At 71.1% G+C, this 18450-nt stretch carries 17 protein-coding genes; all 17 read right to left on the bottom strand.

Features of this window, described 5'->3' with window-relative positions; translation table 11 throughout:
* Window positions 1-31: 31 nt before the first annotated feature.
* The 17 genes from atpD to rho all read right to left on the bottom strand — a co-directional run bounded on the left by atpD (window position 32) and on the right by rho (window position 17986).
* The gene (atpD, locus tag ACFC0B_RS27890; protein WP_376091442.1) at window positions 32-1477 is read right to left on the bottom strand and encodes a F0F1 ATP synthase subunit beta; all 1446 of its coding nucleotides are present in this window, start codon (window positions 1475-1477) and stop codon (window positions 32-34) included.
* 2 nt (window positions 1478-1479) lie between these two features.
* Window positions 1480-2394 (bottom strand): F0F1 ATP synthase subunit gamma, encoded by a 915-nt coding sequence (locus ACFC0B_RS27885; RefSeq protein WP_376091438.1) that lies wholly within the window; start codon window positions 2392-2394, stop codon window positions 1480-1482.
* 32 nt (window positions 2395-2426) lie between these two features.
* Entirely contained in the window at window positions 2427-4001 is a 1575-nt protein-coding gene (gene atpA, locus ACFC0B_RS27880) for a F0F1 ATP synthase subunit alpha (protein WP_350553049.1), read from the bottom strand.
* Window positions 4002-4156: 155 nt separating this feature from the next.
* Window positions 4157-4972 carry a F0F1 ATP synthase subunit delta gene (locus ACFC0B_RS27875; RefSeq protein WP_376091433.1) on the bottom strand — a complete coding sequence of 272 codons (816 nt, stop codon included), beginning with the start codon at window positions 4970-4972 and terminating at the stop codon, window positions 4157-4159.
* Window positions 4969-5529 carry a F0F1 ATP synthase subunit B gene (locus ACFC0B_RS27870; protein WP_376091430.1) on the bottom strand — a complete coding sequence of 187 codons (561 nt, stop codon included), beginning with the start codon at window positions 5527-5529 and terminating at the stop codon, window positions 4969-4971. Before ACFC0B_RS27870 ends, ACFC0B_RS27875 begins: the two co-directional genes overlap by 4 nt.
* Window positions 5530-5563: 34 nt before the next feature.
* Window positions 5564-5806: an ATP synthase F0 subunit C gene (gene atpE / locus ACFC0B_RS27865; RefSeq protein ID WP_030302757.1), complete on the bottom strand. Its 243-nt coding sequence runs from the start codon at window positions 5804-5806 to the stop codon at window positions 5564-5566.
* A 92-nt stretch (window positions 5807-5898) separates the two neighbouring features.
* Entirely contained in the window at window positions 5899-6711 is an 813-nt protein-coding gene (atpB, locus tag ACFC0B_RS27860) for a F0F1 ATP synthase subunit A (RefSeq protein ID WP_376091427.1), read from the bottom strand.
* A gap of 285 nt (window positions 6712-6996) precedes the next feature.
* A complete protein-coding gene (locus ACFC0B_RS27855; RefSeq protein WP_376091424.1) occupies window positions 6997-7440 on the bottom strand; it encodes a hypothetical protein in 444 nt (147 codons plus the stop codon).
* A gap of 294 nt (window positions 7441-7734) precedes the next feature.
* On the bottom strand, window positions 7735-9105 hold the full coding sequence (locus tag ACFC0B_RS27850; protein ID WP_376091421.1) for an MraY family glycosyltransferase: 1371 nt from the start codon (window positions 9103-9105) through the stop codon (window positions 7735-7737).
* Window positions 9106-9265: 160 nt separating this feature from the next.
* Window positions 9266-10540, bottom strand: coding sequence for a serine hydroxymethyltransferase (glyA, locus tag ACFC0B_RS27845; RefSeq protein ID WP_376091418.1), 1275 nt, complete (start codon window positions 10538-10540; stop codon window positions 9266-9268).
* Between the two features lie 227 nt (window positions 10541-10767).
* Window positions 10768-11409 (bottom strand): protein-tyrosine-phosphatase, encoded by a 642-nt coding sequence (locus ACFC0B_RS27840; protein WP_376091711.1) that lies wholly within the window; start codon window positions 11407-11409, stop codon window positions 10768-10770.
* A 29-nt stretch (window positions 11410-11438) separates the two neighbouring features.
* Window positions 11439-12086, bottom strand: a complete 648-nt coding sequence (locus ACFC0B_RS27835; RefSeq protein ID WP_376091415.1) for an L-threonylcarbamoyladenylate synthase — start codon at window positions 12084-12086, stop codon at window positions 11439-11441.
* A gap of 37 nt (window positions 12087-12123) precedes the next feature.
* The gene (gene prmC, locus ACFC0B_RS27830; RefSeq protein WP_376091411.1) at window positions 12124-12990 is read right to left on the bottom strand and encodes a peptide chain release factor N(5)-glutamine methyltransferase; all 867 of its coding nucleotides are present in this window, start codon (window positions 12988-12990) and stop codon (window positions 12124-12126) included.
* 58 nt (window positions 12991-13048) lie between these two features.
* A complete protein-coding gene (gene prfA / locus ACFC0B_RS27825; protein ID WP_376091408.1) occupies window positions 13049-14125 on the bottom strand; it encodes a peptide chain release factor 1 in 1077 nt (358 codons plus the stop codon).
* A 133-nt stretch (window positions 14126-14258) separates the two neighbouring features.
* Window positions 14259-14480, bottom strand: coding sequence for a 50S ribosomal protein L31 (gene rpmE, locus ACFC0B_RS27820; RefSeq protein WP_030057539.1), 222 nt, complete (start codon window positions 14478-14480; stop codon window positions 14259-14261).
* Between the two features lie 157 nt (window positions 14481-14637).
* Window positions 14638-15753 (bottom strand): LCP family protein, encoded by a 1116-nt coding sequence (locus ACFC0B_RS27815; protein ID WP_376091405.1) that lies wholly within the window; start codon window positions 15751-15753, stop codon window positions 14638-14640.
* A 139-nt stretch (window positions 15754-15892) separates the two neighbouring features.
* Window positions 15893-17986, bottom strand: a complete 2094-nt coding sequence (gene rho / locus ACFC0B_RS27810) for a transcription termination factor Rho (protein ID WP_376091402.1) — start codon at window positions 17984-17986, stop codon at window positions 15893-15895.
* Between the last annotated feature and the right edge of the window lie 464 nt (window positions 17987-18450).

Here is an 18450-nt window from a genome sequence, read left to right as displayed (position 1 = left end):
TCGCGATCACGCTCGGCTGCTACCGGCCGGACTACTTCTTGGCCAGCTCGGCGGCGTTCTTCTCAAGGTCCTCGATGCCACCGCACATGAAGAAGGCCTGCTCCGGGACGGAGTCGTACTTGCCGTCCGCGATCGAGTTGAAGGCCTCGATGGTCTCCGACAGCGGGACGGTCGAGCCCTCGACACCGGTGAACTGCTTCGCCACGTAGGTGTTCTGCGAGAGGAAGCGCTCGATGCGGCGGGCACGGTGGACCGTGACCTTGTCCTCCTCGGACAGCTCGTCGATACCGAGGATCGCGATGATGTCCTGGAGGTCCTTGTACTTCTGCAGGATCCCCTTGATACGGACAGCCGTGTCGTAGTGGGTCGCAGCGATGTACCGCGGGTCGAGGATGCGGGACGTGGAGTCCAGCGGGTCGACGGCCGGGTAGATGCCCTTCTCCGAGATCGGGCGCGACAGAACGGTGGTCGCGTCCAGGTGGGCGAAGGTGGTGGCCGGGGCCGGGTCGGTCAGGTCGTCCGCGGGGACGTAGATCGCCTGCATCGAGGTGATCGAGTGACCGCGGGTCGAGGTGATGCGCTCCTGCAGGAGGCCCATCTCGTCGGCCAGGTTCGGCTGGTAGCCCACCGCGGAGGGCATGCGGCCGAGCAGGGTCGACACCTCGGAACCGGCCTGGGTGAACCGGAAGATGTTGTCGATGAAGAGGAGCACGTCCTGCTTCTCGACGTCGCGGAAGTACTCCGCCATGGTCAGCGCGGAGAGCGCGACGCGCAGACGGGTGCCCGGCGGCTCGTCCATCTGGCCGAAGACCAGCGCGGTCTTGTCCAGAACACCCGAGTCGACCATCTCGTCGATGAGGTCGTTGCCCTCACGGGTGCGCTCGCCGACGCCGGCGAACACCGACACACCACCGAAGTTCTCGGCGACGCGGTAGATCATCTCCTGGATCAGAACGGTCTTGCCGACACCGGCGCCACCGAACAGACCGATCTTGCCACCCTGGACGTACGGGGTGAGGAGGTCGATGACCTTGATGCCGGTCTCGAACATCTCCGTCTTGGACTCGAGGTCCTTGAAGGCCGGGGCCTTGCGGTGGATCGGCCAGCGGACCTCGACCTGCTTGTCGAACTCCGCCTGGTCGACGTTCAGCACGTCACCGAGGGCGTTGAAGACCTTGCCCTTGGTGATCTGGCCGACCGGCACCGAGATGGCGGCACCGGTGTCGGAGACCTGCGAACCGCGGACCAGGCCGTCGGTCGGCTGCATCGAGATGCCGCGGACCAGGCCGTCGCCGAGGTGCTGGGCGACCTCGAGGGTCAGGGTCTTCTTGCCCGTGCCGTCGGGGTTGTCCACCTCGACGTGCAGGGCGTTGAACATGTCCGGAATGGCGTCGACGGGGAACTCCACGTCGACGACCGGGCCGATGACCCGCGCGACGCGGCCCGTCGCCGTGGTCGGCTCAACAGTGGTGGTCATACTCATTCGCTCCCCGCGCTAGCGTCGGCCAGGGCGTTCGCGCCACCGACGATCTCGCTGATTTCCTGGGTGATCTCGGCCTGACGGGCCGAGTTGGCAAGCCGCGTGAGCGACTTGATGAGCTCGCCGGCGTTGTCCGTCGCGCTCTTCATGGCGCGGCGGCGGGCGGCGTGCTCGGAAGCGGCCGACTGCAGCAGCGCGTTGTAGATCCGGCTCTCGACGTACCGCGGCAGCAGCGCGTCCAGCACGCCCTCCGCCGACGGCTCGAAGTCGTACAGCGGGAAGATCTCCGACTTGGCCGGCTTCTGGTCGCTGAGCTGGACCTCGTCCAGCTTCAGCGGCAGCAGCCGCGCCTCGACCGCGTTCTGCGTCAGCATGGACACGAACTCGGTCGAGATCAGGTGGAGCTCGTCCACGCCGTCGGTCTCCGCGGTGAAGGCCTCGATCAGCTCGGAGGCCACCGTCTTCGCGTCACCGTAGGTCGGCTTGTCGGAGAAGCCCGTCCACGAGCCCGCGACCCGGAGGTTGCGGAAGCCGTAGTACGAGACGCCCTTGCGGCCGACGATGTACGTCACCACGTCCTTGCCCTCGGCGCGCAGGCGCTCGGAGAGCGTCAGCGCGGCCTTGATGGCGTTGGTCGAGTAGCCGCCCGCCAGACCGCGGTCCGCCGTGATCAGCAGGACCGCGGCGCGCGTGGCGCTCGGGTTCTCGGTGGTGAGCGGGTGCTTGGCGTTGGACCGGGTGGCCACCGCCGTCACCGCCCGGGTGAGCTCATCGGCGTACGGAGTGGAGGCGGCCACCGCGCGCTGCGCCTTGACGATGCGCGACGCGGAGATCATCTCCATCGCCTTGGTGATCTTCTTCGTCGCGGTGACAGAGCGGATCCGGCGCTTGTAGACCCGAAGCTGTGCTCCCATGGGTCGTTACGTCCTTTCCCTCGCTACCGGACTCAGGCCTGCTCGGAGAGCAGCTTGCCGTCAGCGGTCTGGTAACCCGCCTTGAAGGACTCGATGGCCTTCGTCAGCGCGTCGACGGTGCCGTCGGCCAGCAGGCCGGTCTCGACGATCCCGGCCAGCAGGTCCTTGTGCTGCAGGCGGACGTAGTCCAGGAACTCGCGCTCGAAGCGGCGGATCTCGGCGACCGGGACGTCGTCCAGCTTGCCGTTGGTGCCGGCCCAGATGGAGACGACCTGCTCCTCGACCGGGAACGGCTGGTACTGGCCCTGCTTCAGCAGCTCGACCATGCGCGCACCGCGCTCCAGCTGGGCCTTGGAGGCCGCGTCCAGGTCCGAACCGAAGGCGGCGAAGGCCTCCAGCTCACGGTACTGGGCGAGGTCCAGGCGCAGGCGGCCGGCGACCGAGCGCATGGCCTTGATCTGGGCGGAGCCACCGACGCGGGAGACCGAGATACCGACGTTCACGGCCGGGCGGATGCCGGCGTTGAACAGGTCGGACTCCAGGAAGCACTGGCCGTCGGTGATCGAGATGACGTTGGTCGGGATGTACGCCGAGACGTCGTTGGCCTTGGTCTCGATGATCGGCAGACCGGTCATCGAGCCGCCGCCGAGGGCGTCGTTCAGCTTGGCGCAGCGCTCCAGCAGGCGGGAGTGCAGGTAGAAGACGTCGCCCGGGTAGGCCTCGCGGCCCGGCGGGCGGCGCAGCAGCAGGGAAACGGAACGGTAGGCCTCGGCCTGCTTCGACAGGTCGTCGAAGATGATCAGGACGTGCTTGCCGTCGTACATCCACTCCTGGCCGATGGCCGAGCCGGTGTACGGGGCGAGGTACTTGAAACCGGCCGGGTCGGAGGCGGGAGCGGCCACGATGGTGGTGTACTCCAGCGCGCCGGCCTCCTCCAGGGCGCCGCGGACGGACGCGATGGTGGAGCCCTTCTGGCCCACGGCGACGTAGATGCAGCGGACCTGCTTCTCCGGGTCGCCCGAGCGCCAGTTGTCGCGCTGGTTGATGATCGTGTCGACGGCCACCGCGGTCTTGCCGGTCTGGCGGTCGCCGATGATCAGCTGGCGCTGGCCGCGGCCGATCGGGGTCATCGCGTCGATGGCCTTGATGCCGGTCTGCAGCGGCTGCTTGACCGACTTGCGGGCCATGACGCCCGGAGCCTGGAGCTCCAGGGCGCGACGACCGGTCGAGGCGATGTCGCCCAGGCCGTCGATCGGGTTGCCCAGCGGGTCCACGACGCGGCCGAGGTAGCCGTCGCCGACCGGAACGGAGAGGACCTCGCCGGTGCGGCGCACCGTCTGGCCCTCTTCGATGCCGCCGAACTCACCGAGGACGACGACACCGATCTCGCGGGTGTCGAGGTTCAGCGCGAGGCCGAGGGTGCCGTCCTCGAACTTCAGCAGCTCGTTCGCCATGACCGAGGGCAGACCCTCGACATGGGCGATGCCGTCCGCCGCGTCAGTGACCGTGCCGACCTCTTCCACAGAGGCGGCGTCCGGCTGGTACGACTGGACAAAGTCGGCCAGCGCGTCCCGGATCTCCTCCGGACGGATCGTAAGCTCCGCCATCAGGCTTCCCTGCTCTCCTAGTTTGCGATCCTCGGCCCGCCATTGAGGGCCGCAAGTACTCGACTCTCGGCCGGGTCGTATGAACCGGCCGTACGTTTTCCCGACTCCGGTGGAGCCGGTTTCCCGACCGAGGGTCGGATGTGCTGCTTCGGTGCTCAGCCTTCGAGCGACTGGCGAGCGCCTTCAAGGCGGCTCGACACGGTACCGTCGACGATCTCGTCACCGATCTGCACCCGGACACCGCCGACGACCTCGGGGTCGATGTCGATGTTCAGGTGGACCTGGCGGCCGTACATCCGGCCGAGGGCGCCCGACAGGCGCTCCTTCTGGCCGTCCGACAGCGGAGCCGCGGTGGTGACCTGGGCCACCACCCGGTCGCGCCGGGCCGCGGCGAGCTTGGAGTAGGACTCCAGCCCCTGCTCCAGGCTACGGCCACGCGGGTTGTTCACCAGGGTGGTGACCAGCCGCACGGTGCCCGCCTGAGCGCGGCCGCCGAGCAGCTTCTTGATCAGGGCCGCCTTGGCGACGGCACCGGCCTTGGGCTCGGTCAGCGCGGAGCGCAGCTCGTGCGAGCCGCTCACCACCCGGCCGAACCGGAAGAGCTCGTCCTCGACGTCGTCCAGGGCACCGGCCTTGTCGGCGGCGATGACCTCGGCGTACGCGGCCAGCTGCTCGCTGGCGTCGACCAGGTCGCGGCCGCCCGACCAGCGGGACCGGACCAGGCCGGACACCAGGTCGACGGTCTCGCCGGAGACCTGGCCGGCCAGCAGCGAGGAGACCAGCTGCGCCTTGTCCTGGCCCGACCGGGACGGGTCGGTCAGGACACGGCGGAGCGACACCTCACGGTCCAGCAGGGTCGTGACGGCGGTGAGCTCCTCGGCGAGCTTGGCCGCGTCCACCGAGGTGGAGTCGGTCAGGCTCTCCAGGTTCTGCCGCCCGGCGGCCAGAGCCTCGCGGCTGGCGCCGATCACTTGGCCGCACCCTGAGCAACGGCGGCCTTGGCCTCCAGCTCGTCCAGGAAGCGGTCGACGACACCGCTCTGCCGCGCGTGGTCCTCAAGGGACTCACCCACGATGCGGGACGCCAGCTGGGTGGCCAGCGAGCCCACGTCCTGACGCAGGGCGGCGGTCGCCTGCTTCTTGTCGGCCTCGATCTGGGCGTGGCCGGCGGCGACGATGGCCTCGCGCTGACGCTGGCCCTCCTCGCGCATCTCGGCGAGCTGGGCGGCGCCCTGCTCGCGAGCCTGCTCGATGATGCGGGCAGCCTCGTGACGCGCCTCGGCGAGCTCCGCGCGGTACTGCTCAAGCGTGGCCTGGGCCTCGGCCTGAGCGGCCTCGGCGCGCTCCATGCCGCCCTCGATCGCGTCCCGGCGCTCCGACAGCACCTTCTCGATGCTGGGGAGGAGCTTCTTGCCGAGGATCCCGAAGACGATGAAGAAGCAGAGCAGGCCGATGATGATCTCGGGCCATGCGGGCAGAAGGGGGTTCATGATCTCCCCCTCCTCCGCGAGGTGAGCCGCGATGCTCATATCTGGACCTTCCTCGAAGGGTCTACGGCGGGGATTACTTGGGGCCCTGGCCGAAGACGAACGGCATGACGATGCCGATGAGGGCGAGCGCCTCGGTCAGCGCGAAGCCGATGAACATGTTGGAACGGATCAGGCCGGCGGCCTCGGGCTGGCGGGCCATGGCCTGGACACCGTTACCGAAGATGAGACCGACACCGATGCCGGGGCCGATCGCGGCGAGGCCGTAGCCGATGGAAGCGACGGAACCGTAGACGCCGACCTCAGCGAGCATGCTCATTGCAATGTGTCCTTTGCGGGGATGGTGATCCGGTGGTGATTGGCCACCGGGCGTTCCGGGGGTGGTTCAAGAGGGCCGCAACGGCCCCTGGCTCAGTGCGCCTCTTCCAGGGCACCGGCGATGTAGCTGCTGGCCAGCATCACGAAGATGTAGGCCTGCAGGAACTGGACCAGCAGCTCGAAGGCGGTCAGGCCGACGGCGACGATGAACGAGGCCGAGCCGTACAGCGCGCCCAGGGTCGGGCTGAGCAGGTACCAGGAGGCGATGGAGAACATCACGATCAGCAGGTGGCCGGCGAACATGTTCGCGAAGGCTCGGACCGCGAGCGTGAAGGGGCGCACGAAGATGTTCGAGAAGAACTCGATCGGCACCAGGATGAACATGACCCAGCCGGGGATGCCCGAGGGCCAGCAGAGGTTCTTGAGACCGCCGACGAAGCCGTGCTTCTTGAAGGTCAGCGTCATGTAGGTGATCCACACGACCGCGGCCAGACCGGCCGGGAACGCGATCGCCGCCGTCACCGGGAACTGGGCGAACGGGATGACCGACATGATGTTCAGCAGCCACACGAAGAAGAACATCGAGACCAGCATCGGGACGTACTTCTCGCCCTTTTTGCCGATCGTCTCCAGCACGATGGAGCGCTTGACGAAGTCGTAGCCGATCTCACCGACCAGCTGCAGCTTGCCCGGGACCAGCTTCGGCTTGGCGAAGGCGGCCCAGAAGAACACGACGACCAGCGCGGCCACGATGATCGACAGCAGCATCGGCTTGTTGAACTCGAAGCTGCCGATGGTGAAAATCGGCTCGAACTGGAACTCGTTCAGGCCCGGGGCCGGGAAGCCGCAGCCAGCGTCCCCGAAGTGGCAACTGCCTGAGGCGAGGGACGTGAGTTCAGCACTCACCACGGACTCCTTCGTCGTGACGCATGGTTACGGCAACCTCGCTGTGTCGGCGTGGCCTGCGACCACGGAGCGGCACTGGAACTTGATGGGTTTCTCGCCGACCCCGCACGTCAGTGCGCTGCACCGAAGCGGGATCATCGAAGACTGCGCGGGTCCGGGGGGCGATCGGTCCGCCGTGCGGACAGACCAGGCCTCTTCCCGTACTCCGTTGTTGCGACGGACGATAGCAGCCCGTCAGTGCGGCATAAACACCGCCCCCCTCGTTGGGGGGACAGTGGGCCGTCGTCACTGTTGACGCCCCTTGTCGGACGGCTTCTCAGCCTTGTTTTCGGAGGCGTCGGGGTCGACGTAGAAGGTCTTGGCCTTCAGTGCGCCGCGCACCTGGAACCCGGTCCAGATCAGCGCGCAACCGAGCAGCGTGAAGGCGAACGCCTGCCGGTTGAAGAGGTCGGTGTCCTTGAAGACCGCCAGCACGATGCCGACCAGCAGGATCTGCGTGGTGTACACCAGCAGCGCGGCGGCCATCAGGATGTGCGGGTTCGACCTGGTCAGCCGGTCGAGGGCGACCTGCCCGAAGGTGAAGAAGGCCATCACCAGAAGGGCGCCGAAGAGCGCGCCGAGCAGGCCCTTGCCCCCGGCGACGGCGAAGGAGATCGCCATCGCGATGACTCCGGCGGCCGCAGTGGGGATCGCGGCGCCTCGGAGGATCCGGGCGTCGTTGGACGGCATGTCGGCAACTCCGGCGGCATGTCGATGTGGCGGGGGGACGGGCAGAGAAACGCGGTGGGTGACACCGGACCGGGACCGCCGCGGGCCGGCCGCTCGACGGCGAGCCCGTCGAGGGAGACCCGCCAGGGACGGAAGTCATCCACCTGTCAGGTCTTTCGGCGTGTTCTCGGTACTCGTGAACGGTATCACAAACTATTTGATGAGAGCTTTACCATGAATGTGTGGCACCTGTCACACCGATGGCACAGAAGTGCCGCCGAACGGGTGACATGGCGTGACGGTTCATCACCTCCCCTAGCGGCCCCGGCCGTTGCCGCGGCCACGCCCGGTGATCGCCGACGATCCCTTCGCCGCCCCGCCGAGCAGCCGCTTGTCCTCGGCCGACAGCTCCGCCATCGGTTCGGAGACCGTACGCCCGGCCGAGTCGGCGGTGAGTTCCCCACCCTCCGTGACCGGAGCCTCGACGGCGTCCACGGCCTCCACGGCGACCCGCGGACGGCGGCGGCGGTAGCGCGGCGGCACGAAGGCCTGCACCGCGCGCGGGGCCCGCGGCCGGAACTGCGGGGTGAGCAGCACCACCAGGCCGACCAGGCAGAGCCCGGCCAGCGTGAGGACGACGGTACGGCCGGTGCTGGTGACCGAGAAGGCGACGGTCCCGAACGCGATCAGCGCGGCCCAGAAGTACATGATCAGTACGGCGCGGCTGTGCGAGTGGCCGACCTGGAGCAGTCGGTGGTGCAGGTGGCGCTTGTCGGCGGCGAACGGGGACTGGCCCGCCCAGGTGCGGCGGACCACCGCGAGCAGCAGGTCCGCCAGCGGCAGCGCGATGACCGTCAGCGGCAGCAGCAGCGGGATGTAGATCGGCACCAGGGCGTGCACGGTGGCGGTCTGCGAACCCAGCTCGCTGGTGATGAGGTCGGGGTCGACCCGGCCGGTGATGGAGATCGCGGCGACGGCCAGCATCAGGCCGAGCATCATCGAGCCCGAGTCGCCCATGAAGATCCGGGCCGGGTGCATGTTGTGCGCCAGGAAGCCCAGGCACATGCCGATCAGCAGCACGCTGAACAGCACGGCGGGGGCGGCGTCGGTGATCGTGTAGCCGTACCAGAGCCGGTAGGAGTACAGGAAGAAGGCCATCGCGGCGATGCAGACCATGCCGCCGGCCAGGCCGTCCAGACCGTCGATGAAGTTCACCGCGTTGACCATGACGACGACCAGGACCACCGAGATGACCATGCCCTGGGTGGGGCTGACCGCGACCGGGCCGAAGCCCGGCACCGGCAGGGTGATCACCGTGACGCCCTGCCAGACCATCACGCCGGCGGCGATCATCTGGCCGCCGAGCTTCACCAGGGCGTCCACGCCCCACTTGTCGTCCAGCACGCCGAGCAGCCACATGATGCCGGCGCCGGAGAGCAGCGCCCGGATGTCGGTGCCCTGGGAGAACACCTTGCTCAGGTTGTCGAGCTGGGAGGCGACCAGGATGCCCGCGCAGAGTCCGCCGAACATCGCGATGCCGCCGAGCCGCGGAGTGGGCTCGCGGTGCACGTCGCGGGCGCGGACCGGGGGCATCGCCCCCGCCGCGATGGCGAACTTCCGGACCGGACCGGTCAGCAGATAGGTGACGGCCGCGGTGCAGAACAGCACCAGCAGATACTCACGCACCACTGGCCTCCTGCAGCGCTGTCCGACGGATGGGTACCGAAGGTACTCCCGTGCCTGTCCGGGGTTCGAGGTGCGTCGCCACGGCACACACCTTATTGAGTCCGACGCCGGGGACGCGCATCGCGGTTCGCCCTACCGGGTAGGAGATTCGAACAACCGGTCAGCGGCGCCCGGCGAAGTCCTGCGCCAGCTCCCGGACCCGCTCCGCCACCCGGACGTCCGCGCCCTCGGCGAGCAGCCGTCCGAGCAGGGCGGCGATCTCCGCCAGCTCCGCCTCGCCCATGCCCTGGGAGGTCACCGTACCGGTGCCGAGCCGGATCCCGGAGGCCTCGGACGGCGGCGCCTCGTCGTACGGCAGCGCGCACTTGCCGAGCAGCAGCCCGGCGGCCGCGCTGCGGCGCTCCGCCTCGGCGCCGGTGACCCCGAGCGGGCTGACGTCGGCGGTCACCAGGTGGGTGTCGGTCCCGCCGGTCAGCGGGCGCGCGCCGGCCTGCGCGAGCCCCTCCGCGAGCACCCGCGCGCCGGCCACCGCGCGGTGCGCGTAGGCGCGGTAGGCGGGCGTCGCGGCCTCGGCCAGCGCGACGGCCTTGCCGGCCACCTCGTTCATCGCGGCGCCGCCCTGGCTGAACGGGAACACCGCCCGGTCGATCCGCTCCGCCAGCTCCGCGGTGGACAGCAGCAGGCCCCCGCGCGGGCCGCGGAGCAGCTTGTGGGTGGCCGCCACGGTGACGTCCGCGTACGGCACCGGGGACGGCGCCAGACCGGCCGCGATCAGCCCGGTGGTCTGCGCGGCGGCGGCCACCAGGTAGGCGTCCGTCTCGTCGGCGATCTCCCGGAAGGCGGCCCAGTCCGGATGCCGCGGGTAGGAGATGGAACCGGCCACGATCGCCTTGGGGCGGTACCGCAGGGCCAGCTCGCGCACCTGGTCGAGGTCGATCAGCCCGTCCTCGCGGCGCACCCCGTAGCCGACGAAGTCGAACCAGCGGCCGGAGAAGTTGGCCCGCGAGCCGCAGCTGAGGTGGCCGCCGTGCTCCAGCGACATCGCGAGCACCACGTCGCCGGGCCGCAGCAGCGCGGCGTAGGCGGCCAGCATCGCCGAGGTGCCGGAGCGGGGCTGGACGTTGGCATGCGGGGCGGCGAACAGCGCGCGGGCCCGGTCGACCGCGAGCAGCTCGGCGGCGTCGGCGAGCGCGCAGCCGGTGTGGTGGCGGCGGCCGGGGTAGCCCTCGGCGTACTTGTCGATCAGCGGGCCGGTGAGGGCCGCCAGGACGGCCGGGCTGGTGAGGTTCTCCCCCGCCAGCAGCTGGACCGTCTCGGCCCTCCGCTCGGCCTCGGCGGCCAGCAGGTCGGCCAGCTGCGGATCGGCCCGGTACAGGGCCGTGGAGCGCGCCTCGGCGGTGTCGACGGGGCCGGTCGCGGCATCGGTGACGGTCATGGCGGGGCTCCCGGGCGGCGCGTCGGGTCGGATTTCTCCAGCGTAGGACCGCCCCCGCGCCCCGGCGCGGCGGCGCGGGCCGGGACCGCCCGGGTGGGTGTGCCGGGTGCCGGGAGGAAGGAGGGGCGGGAGCCCCGGCGGAGCGCGAGCGGCGGTGCGGGACGGCGGGTCCGGGACGCGGGAACAGGCGCCGGGAGGGAGGACGTCACCGTCCCGGCGGGCCGCCGTCAGTGCAGGGCGGGGAAGCCGGTCAGAGCGGTGACCACCGGGTCGACGGCGTGGAATATCTCCTCGCCGCAGTTGCGGAACATCCCGATCGGCGCGCCGTAGGGGTCGTGCAGTTCGTCCGCCTCGGGGTCGGCGGCCAGCAGCCAGCCGCGCAGCGCGGCGGCGGCGCGGACCAGCGCGCGGGCGCGCTCGGTGACGTCCGCGCCGCGGCGGGGGTCCGGCAGGGTTCCGGGGTCGATGGTGCGGACCAGCCGGGTGAACTCCTTCAGCGTGAAGGTGCGCAGCCCCGCCTCGTGGCCCATCGAGATGACCTGGGCCCGGTGGTCCAGGGTCGCGGTGAGCACCAGGTCGGCCTCGACCACGTGCTCGTCCAGCAGTTCGCGGCCGGTGAAGCCGCCGCTGTCGGCGCCGTACTCGTCCAGCACCGTGGCGGCGTGCTCCTCCATCGGCGCGCCCACATGGCCCCAGGTGCCGGCCGACTCGACCAGGATCCGGCCGGCCACCCGGGGGTTGAGCCGGGTGTCCAGCTCACGCCGGGTGAGCCGCTCGGCGATCGGCGAGCGGCAGATGTTGCCGGTGCAGACGTAGAGGATCCGGAAGTGGTCCAGCGGCCTGGGGCCCACGCTCAGGTACGGCGATATGCCGGGCCCGGCATGGAGGGAGGCGGCCGTCAACTGCCGGCCTCCAGGTCGGGGACGACCTCCCTCAGCTGCTCGGCGGAGATCGCGCCGGCCCGCAGCAGCACCGGCACCTTGCCCGTGACGTCCACGATCGACGAGGCCCGGGCGTGGTCGGCGGTGCCGCCGTCCAGGTAGACCGAGATGGCGTCGCCGAGCTGCTGCTGGGCCTCGTCGCAGGTGGCCGGGGACGGGCCGCCGGTCCGGTTGGCGCTGGAGACGGCCATCGGTCCGGTGGCGTTCAGCAGCTCGATGGCGACCGGGTGCAGCGGCATCCGGACGGCGACGGTGCCCCGGGTGTCGCCGAGGTCCCAGCGCAGCGAGGGCTGGTGCTTGGCGACCAGGGTGAGGCCGCCCGGCCAGAAGGCGTCGACCAGCTCCCAGGCCTGCTCGGAGAAGTCGGTGACCAGGCCGTGCAGGGTGGTCGGCGAGCCGACCAGGACCGGCGAGGGCATGTTGCGGCCGCGGCCCTTGGCGGCGAGCAGGGCGCCCACGGCCTCCGGCGAGAAGGCGTCCGCGCCGACCCCGTACAGGGTGTCGGTGGGCAGCACGACGAGTTCGCCGCGGCGGATGGCCGAGGCGGCCTCGCGCAGGCCGGTGGCGCGGTCCCCGGCGTCGGCACAGTCGTAGCGGCGGCTCATCGGTACGGTCCCCTTCCGGACGGGCTCATGGCGTTGTTCACAGCGACGCCTTGCGCGCCGTGGTGAAGCGGGGGCGGTTGTTGAGGTCCCGGTGGTCGGCGGCGTCGGTCCAGCCGCCCTCCTCGTTGAAGATCCACGGGACCTGTCCGCCCTGGGTGTCGGCGTGCTCGATCACCACGGCGCCGCCCGGGCGCAGCAGGCGGGCGGCGACCCGCTCGATGCCGCGGATGGTGTCGAGGCCGTCCTCGCCGGAGAACAGCGACATCTGCGGGTCGTGGTCCCGGGCCTCGGGCGCGACGTACTCCCACTCGGTGAGCGGGATGTACGGCGGGTTGGAGATGACCAGGTCGAAGCGGCCGTCCCAGACGCGGTCGTCCTCGAAGGCCCGGGTGGCGTCGCCCTCGTGCAGGGTGACCCGGGCCCGGTCGGGCGAGGCCTCGATGTTGCGCCGGGTGTACGGCAGCGCGCCCTCGTCGAGCTCGAAGGCGTGCACGATGGAGCGCGGAAGCTCCTGGGCGAGGGCGAGCGCGATGGCGCCGGAGCCGGAGCACAGGTCGACCACCAGCGGCTCGGCGACGTCCATCTCGCGGACCGCGTCTATGGCCCACTCGACGACCGTCTCGGTCTCCGGGCGGGGCACGAACACCCCCGGTCCGACCGCCAGTTCGAGGTAGCGGAAGAAGGCCCGGCCGGTGATGTGCTGGAGCGGCTCGCGCGCCTCGCGGCGGGCGACGGCCTCCCAGTACCGGGCGTCGAAGTCGCCGTCCTGGACGGTGTGCAGCTGGCTGCGCTTGACGTTGTGGACGTGGGCGGCGAGCTCCTCCGCGTCGAAGCGCGGCGACGGCACGCCGGCCGCGGCCAACCGCTGGGTGGCCTGGGCCACCTCCGCGAGTAGCAGGTTCATCCGTACGACCTCTTGCTTCCGCTCTCCGGCCTCGACGTCGGTCTCGCTGCCGCCGGTGTCAGTTCTGTTGGGCCGCGGCGAGCTTGGCCGCGGCGTCCGCGTCGACGCAGGACTGGATGACCGCGTTCAGCTCGCCGTCCAGCACCTGGTCCAGGTTGTACGACTTGAAGCCCGTGCGGTGGTCCGAGATGCGGTTCTCCGGATAGTTGTACGTCCGGATCCGCTCGGAACGGTCCACCGTGCGGACCTGGCTGCGGCGCGCGTCCGAGGCCTCCCGCTCGGCCTCCTCCTGCGCGGCGGCCAGCAGCCGCGAACGCAGGATGCGCATCGCCTGCTCCTTGTTCTGCAGCTGGCTCTTCTCGTTCTGGCAGGACGCCACGATACCGGTCGGCAGGTGGGTGATCCGGACCGCGGAGTCGGTGGTGTTGACCGACTGGCCGCCGGGGCCCGAGGAGCGGTACACGTCGATCCGCAGGTCGTTCGCGACGATCTCGACCTCGACCTCCTCGGCCTCGGGGGTGACCAGCACGCCCGCCGCGGAGGTGTGGATGCGACCCTGCGACTCGGTGGCGGGGACGCGCTGCACGCGGTGCACGCCGCCCTCGTACTTCAGCCGGGCCCAGACGCCCTGGCCGGCCTCGGCGTTCCCCCTGGTCTTCACGGCCACCGAGACGTCCTTGTAGCCGCCGAGGTCGGACTCGTTGGAGTCGATGATCTCGGTCTTCCAGCCGATCCGCTCGGCGTACCGCAGGTACATCCGGAGCAGGTCGCCGGCGAACAGCGCGGACTCCTCGCCGCCCTCGCCCGCCTTGATCTCCAGGATGACGTCCTTGTCGTCGCTCGGGTCGCGCGGGACGAGCAGCAGCCGCAGTTCCTCGGTCAGCTCCTCGCGGCGCGCCTCGCCCTCCTTCACCTCGGAGAGGAACTCCGAGTCCTCGGCGGCGAGTTCGCGGGCGGCCTCGATGTCCTCGCCGGCCTGCTTCCAGGCCCGGTAGACGCGGGTGATCGGGGTCAGCTCGGCGTAGCGCTTGGCCAGCTTGCGGGCGTTGGCCTGGTCGGCGTGGACGGACGGGTCGGCCAGCCTCGCTTCGAGGTCGGCGTGCTCGACGAGGAGCTCTTCGACTGCCTCGAACATGGGGTGGCCTTCTTCCCGGGGATCGTCGTGCGGGGGGGTGGGTGCGCGGAGGCGCGGGGGGACGCGAACGGCGCCGGTCCCCAGCACCCCCGGAACGAGTTCGGGGGCACCGGGAACCGGCGCCGAGGGAGCGCTAGGCCTTCGCGCTGTGCTGCTTGCCGAAGCGGGCCTCGAAGCGGGCCACGCGGCCACCGGTGTCGAGGATCTTCTGCTTGCCGGTGTAGAACGGGTGGCACTGCGAGCAGACCTCGGCGCGGATCTCGCCACTGGTCTCGGTCGAGCGGGTGGTGAACTCGGCACCGCAGGTGCAGGTCACGCGGGTGACCACGTACTCGGGGTGAACGTTGGGCTTCAAGGGGTTCTCCTAGTGTTCGGGAGGGCACCGGGTCGGCGGCTGGAATGCCGCACGTGAACCGGGACCGACGGTCCAGTCTGCCAGGACCGGCCGCTTCTTCCCAAACCGGGGGGCGCTCCGGGATATTCCGGGCCCCCGCCGGGGCTCCCCCGCCGCCTCACGGCCGCTTGGCGGGCGTCTTCGCCGGAGCCGTGGCCCGGGCCGTGGGGGTGGCCGCGGGGGTGGCCTGGGCGGGGTTCTGCGGCTGGGCGGCGACCACCGCCTGCGGCACCGGCCGGTCGGCCTTGAGGGCCGCCCAGAGCTGGTCCGCCTGGGGCTGCTGCTGGACCACCCGGTCCGGGTCGCTCGGCGCCGTCACCACCGGCAGGGTGACCATGGCGAGCCGGTCCGGCCCGATGCCCTTGACCTCCTGGGCCAGCCCGACCAGCGAGTTCACCGAGGCGAGCGCGGAGTCGGTGGTGATCGAGCGGGTCAGGGTGTCGCCGACCGACCAGAGCTTGACCGGGTCGGTCAGCAGTCCGACGCCGCCGACCTGCTGGAGCAGCGAGCGGACCATCTGCTTCTGCAGCTCGATCCGGCCGAGGTCGCTGCCGTCGCCGACACCGTGCCGGGTGCGGACGAAGGCGAGCGCCTGCTGCCCGTCGAGGTGGTGCTCGCCGGCCGGGAGGTCCAGGCCGCTGTCCTTGTCGTGGATGGCCACCGTGGTCGTCACGGTGACCCCGCCTATCGCGTCCACCAGCCGGGCGAAGCCGGCGAAGTCCACCTCGACGTAGTGGTCCATCCGCAGCCCGCTGAGCTGTTCCGCGGTCTTCACCGCGCAGGCCGCGCCACCGGCCTCGTAGGCGCTGTTGAACATCGCGCGCTTGGCGGCCGGCACGGTCCCGCCCTTCGCGTCGGTGCACTCGGGCCGCGGGACGAGGGTGTCGCGCGGGATGGACACCACGTCGGCGCGGGAGTGGTCCTGGCTGACGTGCACCACCATCGCGGTGTCCGAGCGGGCGGTGCCGCCGGTGTCGCCGCCGGCGAGGGCCGCGTTGCCGCCGGACCGCGAGTCGGAGCCGAGCACCAGCAGGTTGAAGGAACCGTCGGTGGCGGCCGGCGGGCGGGCGGTGCCGAGCCGGGAGTCGATGTCGACGCTCCTGATGTTGCCGTCCAGCCGCAGGTACGCGTACCCGGCCGCGCCGGCCCCGAGGACGGCGAGCGCCGCGACGGCGCACGCGACCGCGCGGAGGACCTTGCGACGGCGGCTCGGGACCCTCTTGTGTTCGGCCATACGGTCCAGAGTAAATCGGACAAGATGCCAAAAAGTCCCCCATCTGTCCCGAGTCTGGAACAAAGGGGCCGGAAACGGCAGCGGGCCCCGAACCGCTCGCGCGGTCCGGGGCCCGGGTGCTTCGACGCGTCCTGCCGCGTCAGTCGCCCGACCCGGGGGTCGTCTTGGCGATCTGCATCAGGAACTCGGCGTTGCTCTTGGTCTGCTTCATCTTGTCCAGCAGCAGCTCGATCGCCTGCTGCGAGTCGAGCGCGTGCAGCACCCGGCGCAGCTTCCAGACGATGGCGAGCTCCTCGCCGCCGAGCAGGATCTCCTCCTTGCGGGTGCTGGAGGCGTCCACGTCCACGGCCGGGAAGATGCGCTTGTCCGAGAGCTTCCGGTCGAGCTTGAGCTCCATGTTGCCGGTGCCCTTAAACTCCTCGAAGATCACCTCGTCCATCCGCGAGCCGGTCTCGACCAGCGCGGTGGCCAGGATGGTCAGCGAGCCGCCGTTCTCGATGTTGCGCGCGGCACCGAAGAACTTCTTCGGCGGGTACAGCGCGGTCGAGTCGACACCACCGGACAGGATGCGGCCGGAGGCCGGCGCCGCCAGGTTGTAGGCGCGGCCCAGGCGGGTGATCGAGTCCAGCAGGATCACCACGTCGTGGCCCAGCTCCACCAGGCGCTTGGCGCGCTCGATGGCCAGCTCGGCGACGGTGGTGTGGTCCTCCGCCGGGCGGTCGAAGGTCGAGGAGATGACCTCGCCCTTCACCGACCGCTGCATGTCGGTGACCTCTTCCGGACGCTCGTCGACCAGGACGACCATCAGGTGGCACTCGGGGTTGTTGTGGGTGATCGCGTTGGCGACCGCCTGCAGCACCATCGTCTTGCCGGTCTTCGGCGGCGCGACGATCAGACCGCGCTGGCCCTTGCCGATCGGCGACACCAGGTCGATGATCCGGGTGGTCAGCACGCCCGGGTCGGTCTCCAGGCGCAGCCGCTCCTGCGGGTAGAGCGGGGTCAGCTTGTTGAACTCGGGGCGGCCGCGGCCGCTCTCCGGGTCCATGCCGTTGACCGAGTCCAGCCGCACCATGGCGTTGAACTTCTCGCGGCGCTCGCCCTCGCGCGGCTGGCGCACCGCACCGGTGATGGCGTCGCCCTTGCGCAGGCCGTTCTTGCGGACCTGGGCGAGCGAGACGTAGACGTCGTTCTGGCCCGGCAGGTAGCCGGAGGTGCGCACGAACGCGTAGTTGTCGAGGATGTCGAGGATGCCCGCGACCGGGATCAGGACGTCGTCCTCGCCGATCTGCGGCTCGGTGCCGCTGGTCTCGAAGCCCTCGCGGCGGCTGCCCCGGCCCCGGCGGTCGCGGTAGCGGCCACGGCGGCCGCGGCGGCCGTCGCCGAACTCGTCGTCGTCGAAGCCGCCCTGCGGCTGCGCCTGCGGCTGGGCCTGCTGGCCGCCGCCCTGGCGGCCCTGCTGGGCCTCGCCCTGGGTGCCGCCCTGCTGCTGGGGCTGGCGGTCGGCGCGGTCACGGCGGTTGCGGCGGTCGCGGCGCGACTCGCGCCCGTCGCCGTCCTGGCCGGCCGGGGCCTCGGCGGTCTCCTGGCGGCCCTCGCGCTCGCCGCCCTCACGGCGGTCGCGGCGCTCGCGGCGGTCGCGGCGGGTCTCGCGGCCCTCCTCGCGGCCCTCGAAGGCGCGGGCGCCCTCGGTGCGGGTCTCGGCCGTCTTGGCCTCGGTCGCCACGGCGGCGGGCGCCTCGGCGGCGGCCTCGGCGACCGGGGCGCCGGCGGCCGAGGTGGCCCGGCGGCGGGTGCGCTCGGCGCGGGCCGGCGCGGCGGCGGTCTCGGCGGCGGCCTGGACCGGGATCTCGATCTGGGCCTGCGCGTCGGCGGCGGCGGCGGGGGCCTCGGCCCGGGCGGCGGCCTTGGTGGTCCGGCGGGCCGGCTTCTCGGCCGGCTCGGCGGTCTCCGCCTTGGCGGCGCGCTTGGCGGCCGGAGCGGCGGCGGCGGCGCCGGCGAGCAGCGGGTCGCCGCCGCTCTTCTCCTTGATGGTCTCGATCAGCTGGCTCTTGCGCATGCGTCCGGTACCGGTGATGCCCAGGTCCGCGGCGAGCTTCTGCAGCTCGGCCAGGACCATGCCGTCCAGGCCCGCGGCGGCGGTACGACGGCGCCGCGCCGGGGCCGCGGGTGCGGCGGCTGCGTCGGACGCGTCGGCGTCCGGGCGCGCGCCCATCAGATCGGTGGTGTCGCTCACTAAGGGTCCTTCCCTGGAGCGGACGTCGGCCTGTCTGGCTCGGCGACCGGTTGTGCTGTCCTGACCAACGCTCGACTGCGTCGGTCCGAGGCGGTGATCCCCCGAATGGCGCTGGGTGCCAGTCGGGAGAGAGCTACGAGGTGCGGTGCTTGAAGCACGGTGGTGCTGAGTGGCGTGGCGGGACGGTCGTGCACCGACCCTCCCCCGGCCTCCGGCCGGGAGGTGCCCCCACGCTGCCTGCGAATCCCGGGCCCCCGTCGCGTGACGGTGGCCCGTGCTCCGCCCGTCCTGGCCTCTAGGTGGGAGGCCGCGGGTGGGAGTCAGGTGCCGTCACGGCTTCGGGATGCGACCGCAAGTCGCGCAGGCAGGCTGCGTACGCGCTGCGGTGGGCTCCCGGAGAATCGTCGCCCCGTACATCGCCGGGACTCCACTGGTGCGGAGTGCTGGGATCGGGACGCGGCGCA

The organism is Kitasatospora sp. NPDC056184 (assembly GCF_042268405.1).
Taxonomy (GTDB): Bacteria; Actinomycetota; Actinomycetes; order Streptomycetales; family Streptomycetaceae; genus Kitasatospora.
This window is presented reverse-complemented; position numbering and strand designations above follow the sequence as displayed.

Excerpts from the sequence above, each read along its gene's own strand:
- ACFC0B_RS27835 (WP_376091415.1), bottom strand. The coding sequence starts at position 12,086 with ATGAGCCGCCGCTACGACTGTGCCGACGCCGGGGACCGCGCCACCGGC.
- prmC (WP_376091411.1), bottom strand. The coding sequence starts at position 12,990 with ATGAACCTGCTACTCGCGGAGGTGGCCCAGGCCACCCAGCGGTTGGCC.
- atpA (WP_350553049.1), bottom strand. The coding sequence starts at position 4,001 with ATGGCGGAGCTTACGATCCGTCCGGAGGAGATCCGGGACGCGCTGGCC.
- ACFC0B_RS27885 (WP_376091438.1), bottom strand. The coding sequence starts at position 2,394 with ATGGGAGCACAGCTTCGGGTCTACAAGCGCCGGATCCGCTCTGTCACC.
- atpE (WP_030302757.1), bottom strand. The coding sequence starts at position 5,806 with ATGAGCATGCTCGCTGAGGTCGGCGTCTACGGTTCCGTCGCTTCCATC.
- prfA (WP_376091408.1), bottom strand. The coding sequence starts at position 14,125 with ATGTTCGAGGCAGTCGAAGAGCTCCTCGTCGAGCACGCCGACCTCGAA.
- glyA (WP_376091418.1), bottom strand. The coding sequence starts at position 10,540 with ATGACCGTCACCGATGCCGCGACCGGCCCCGTCGACACCGCCGAGGCG.
- atpD (WP_376091442.1), bottom strand. The coding sequence starts at position 1,477 with ATGACCACCACTGTTGAGCCGACCACGGCGACGGGCCGCGTCGCGCGG.
- ACFC0B_RS27855 (WP_376091424.1), bottom strand. The coding sequence starts at position 7,440 with ATGCCGTCCAACGACGCCCGGATCCTCCGAGGCGCCGCGATCCCCACT.
- ACFC0B_RS27870 (WP_376091430.1), bottom strand. The coding sequence starts at position 5,529 with ATGAGCATCGCGGCTCACCTCGCGGAGGAGGGGGAGATCATGAACCCC.
- ACFC0B_RS27815 (WP_376091405.1), bottom strand. The coding sequence starts at position 15,753 with ATGGCCGAACACAAGAGGGTCCCGAGCCGCCGTCGCAAGGTCCTCCGC.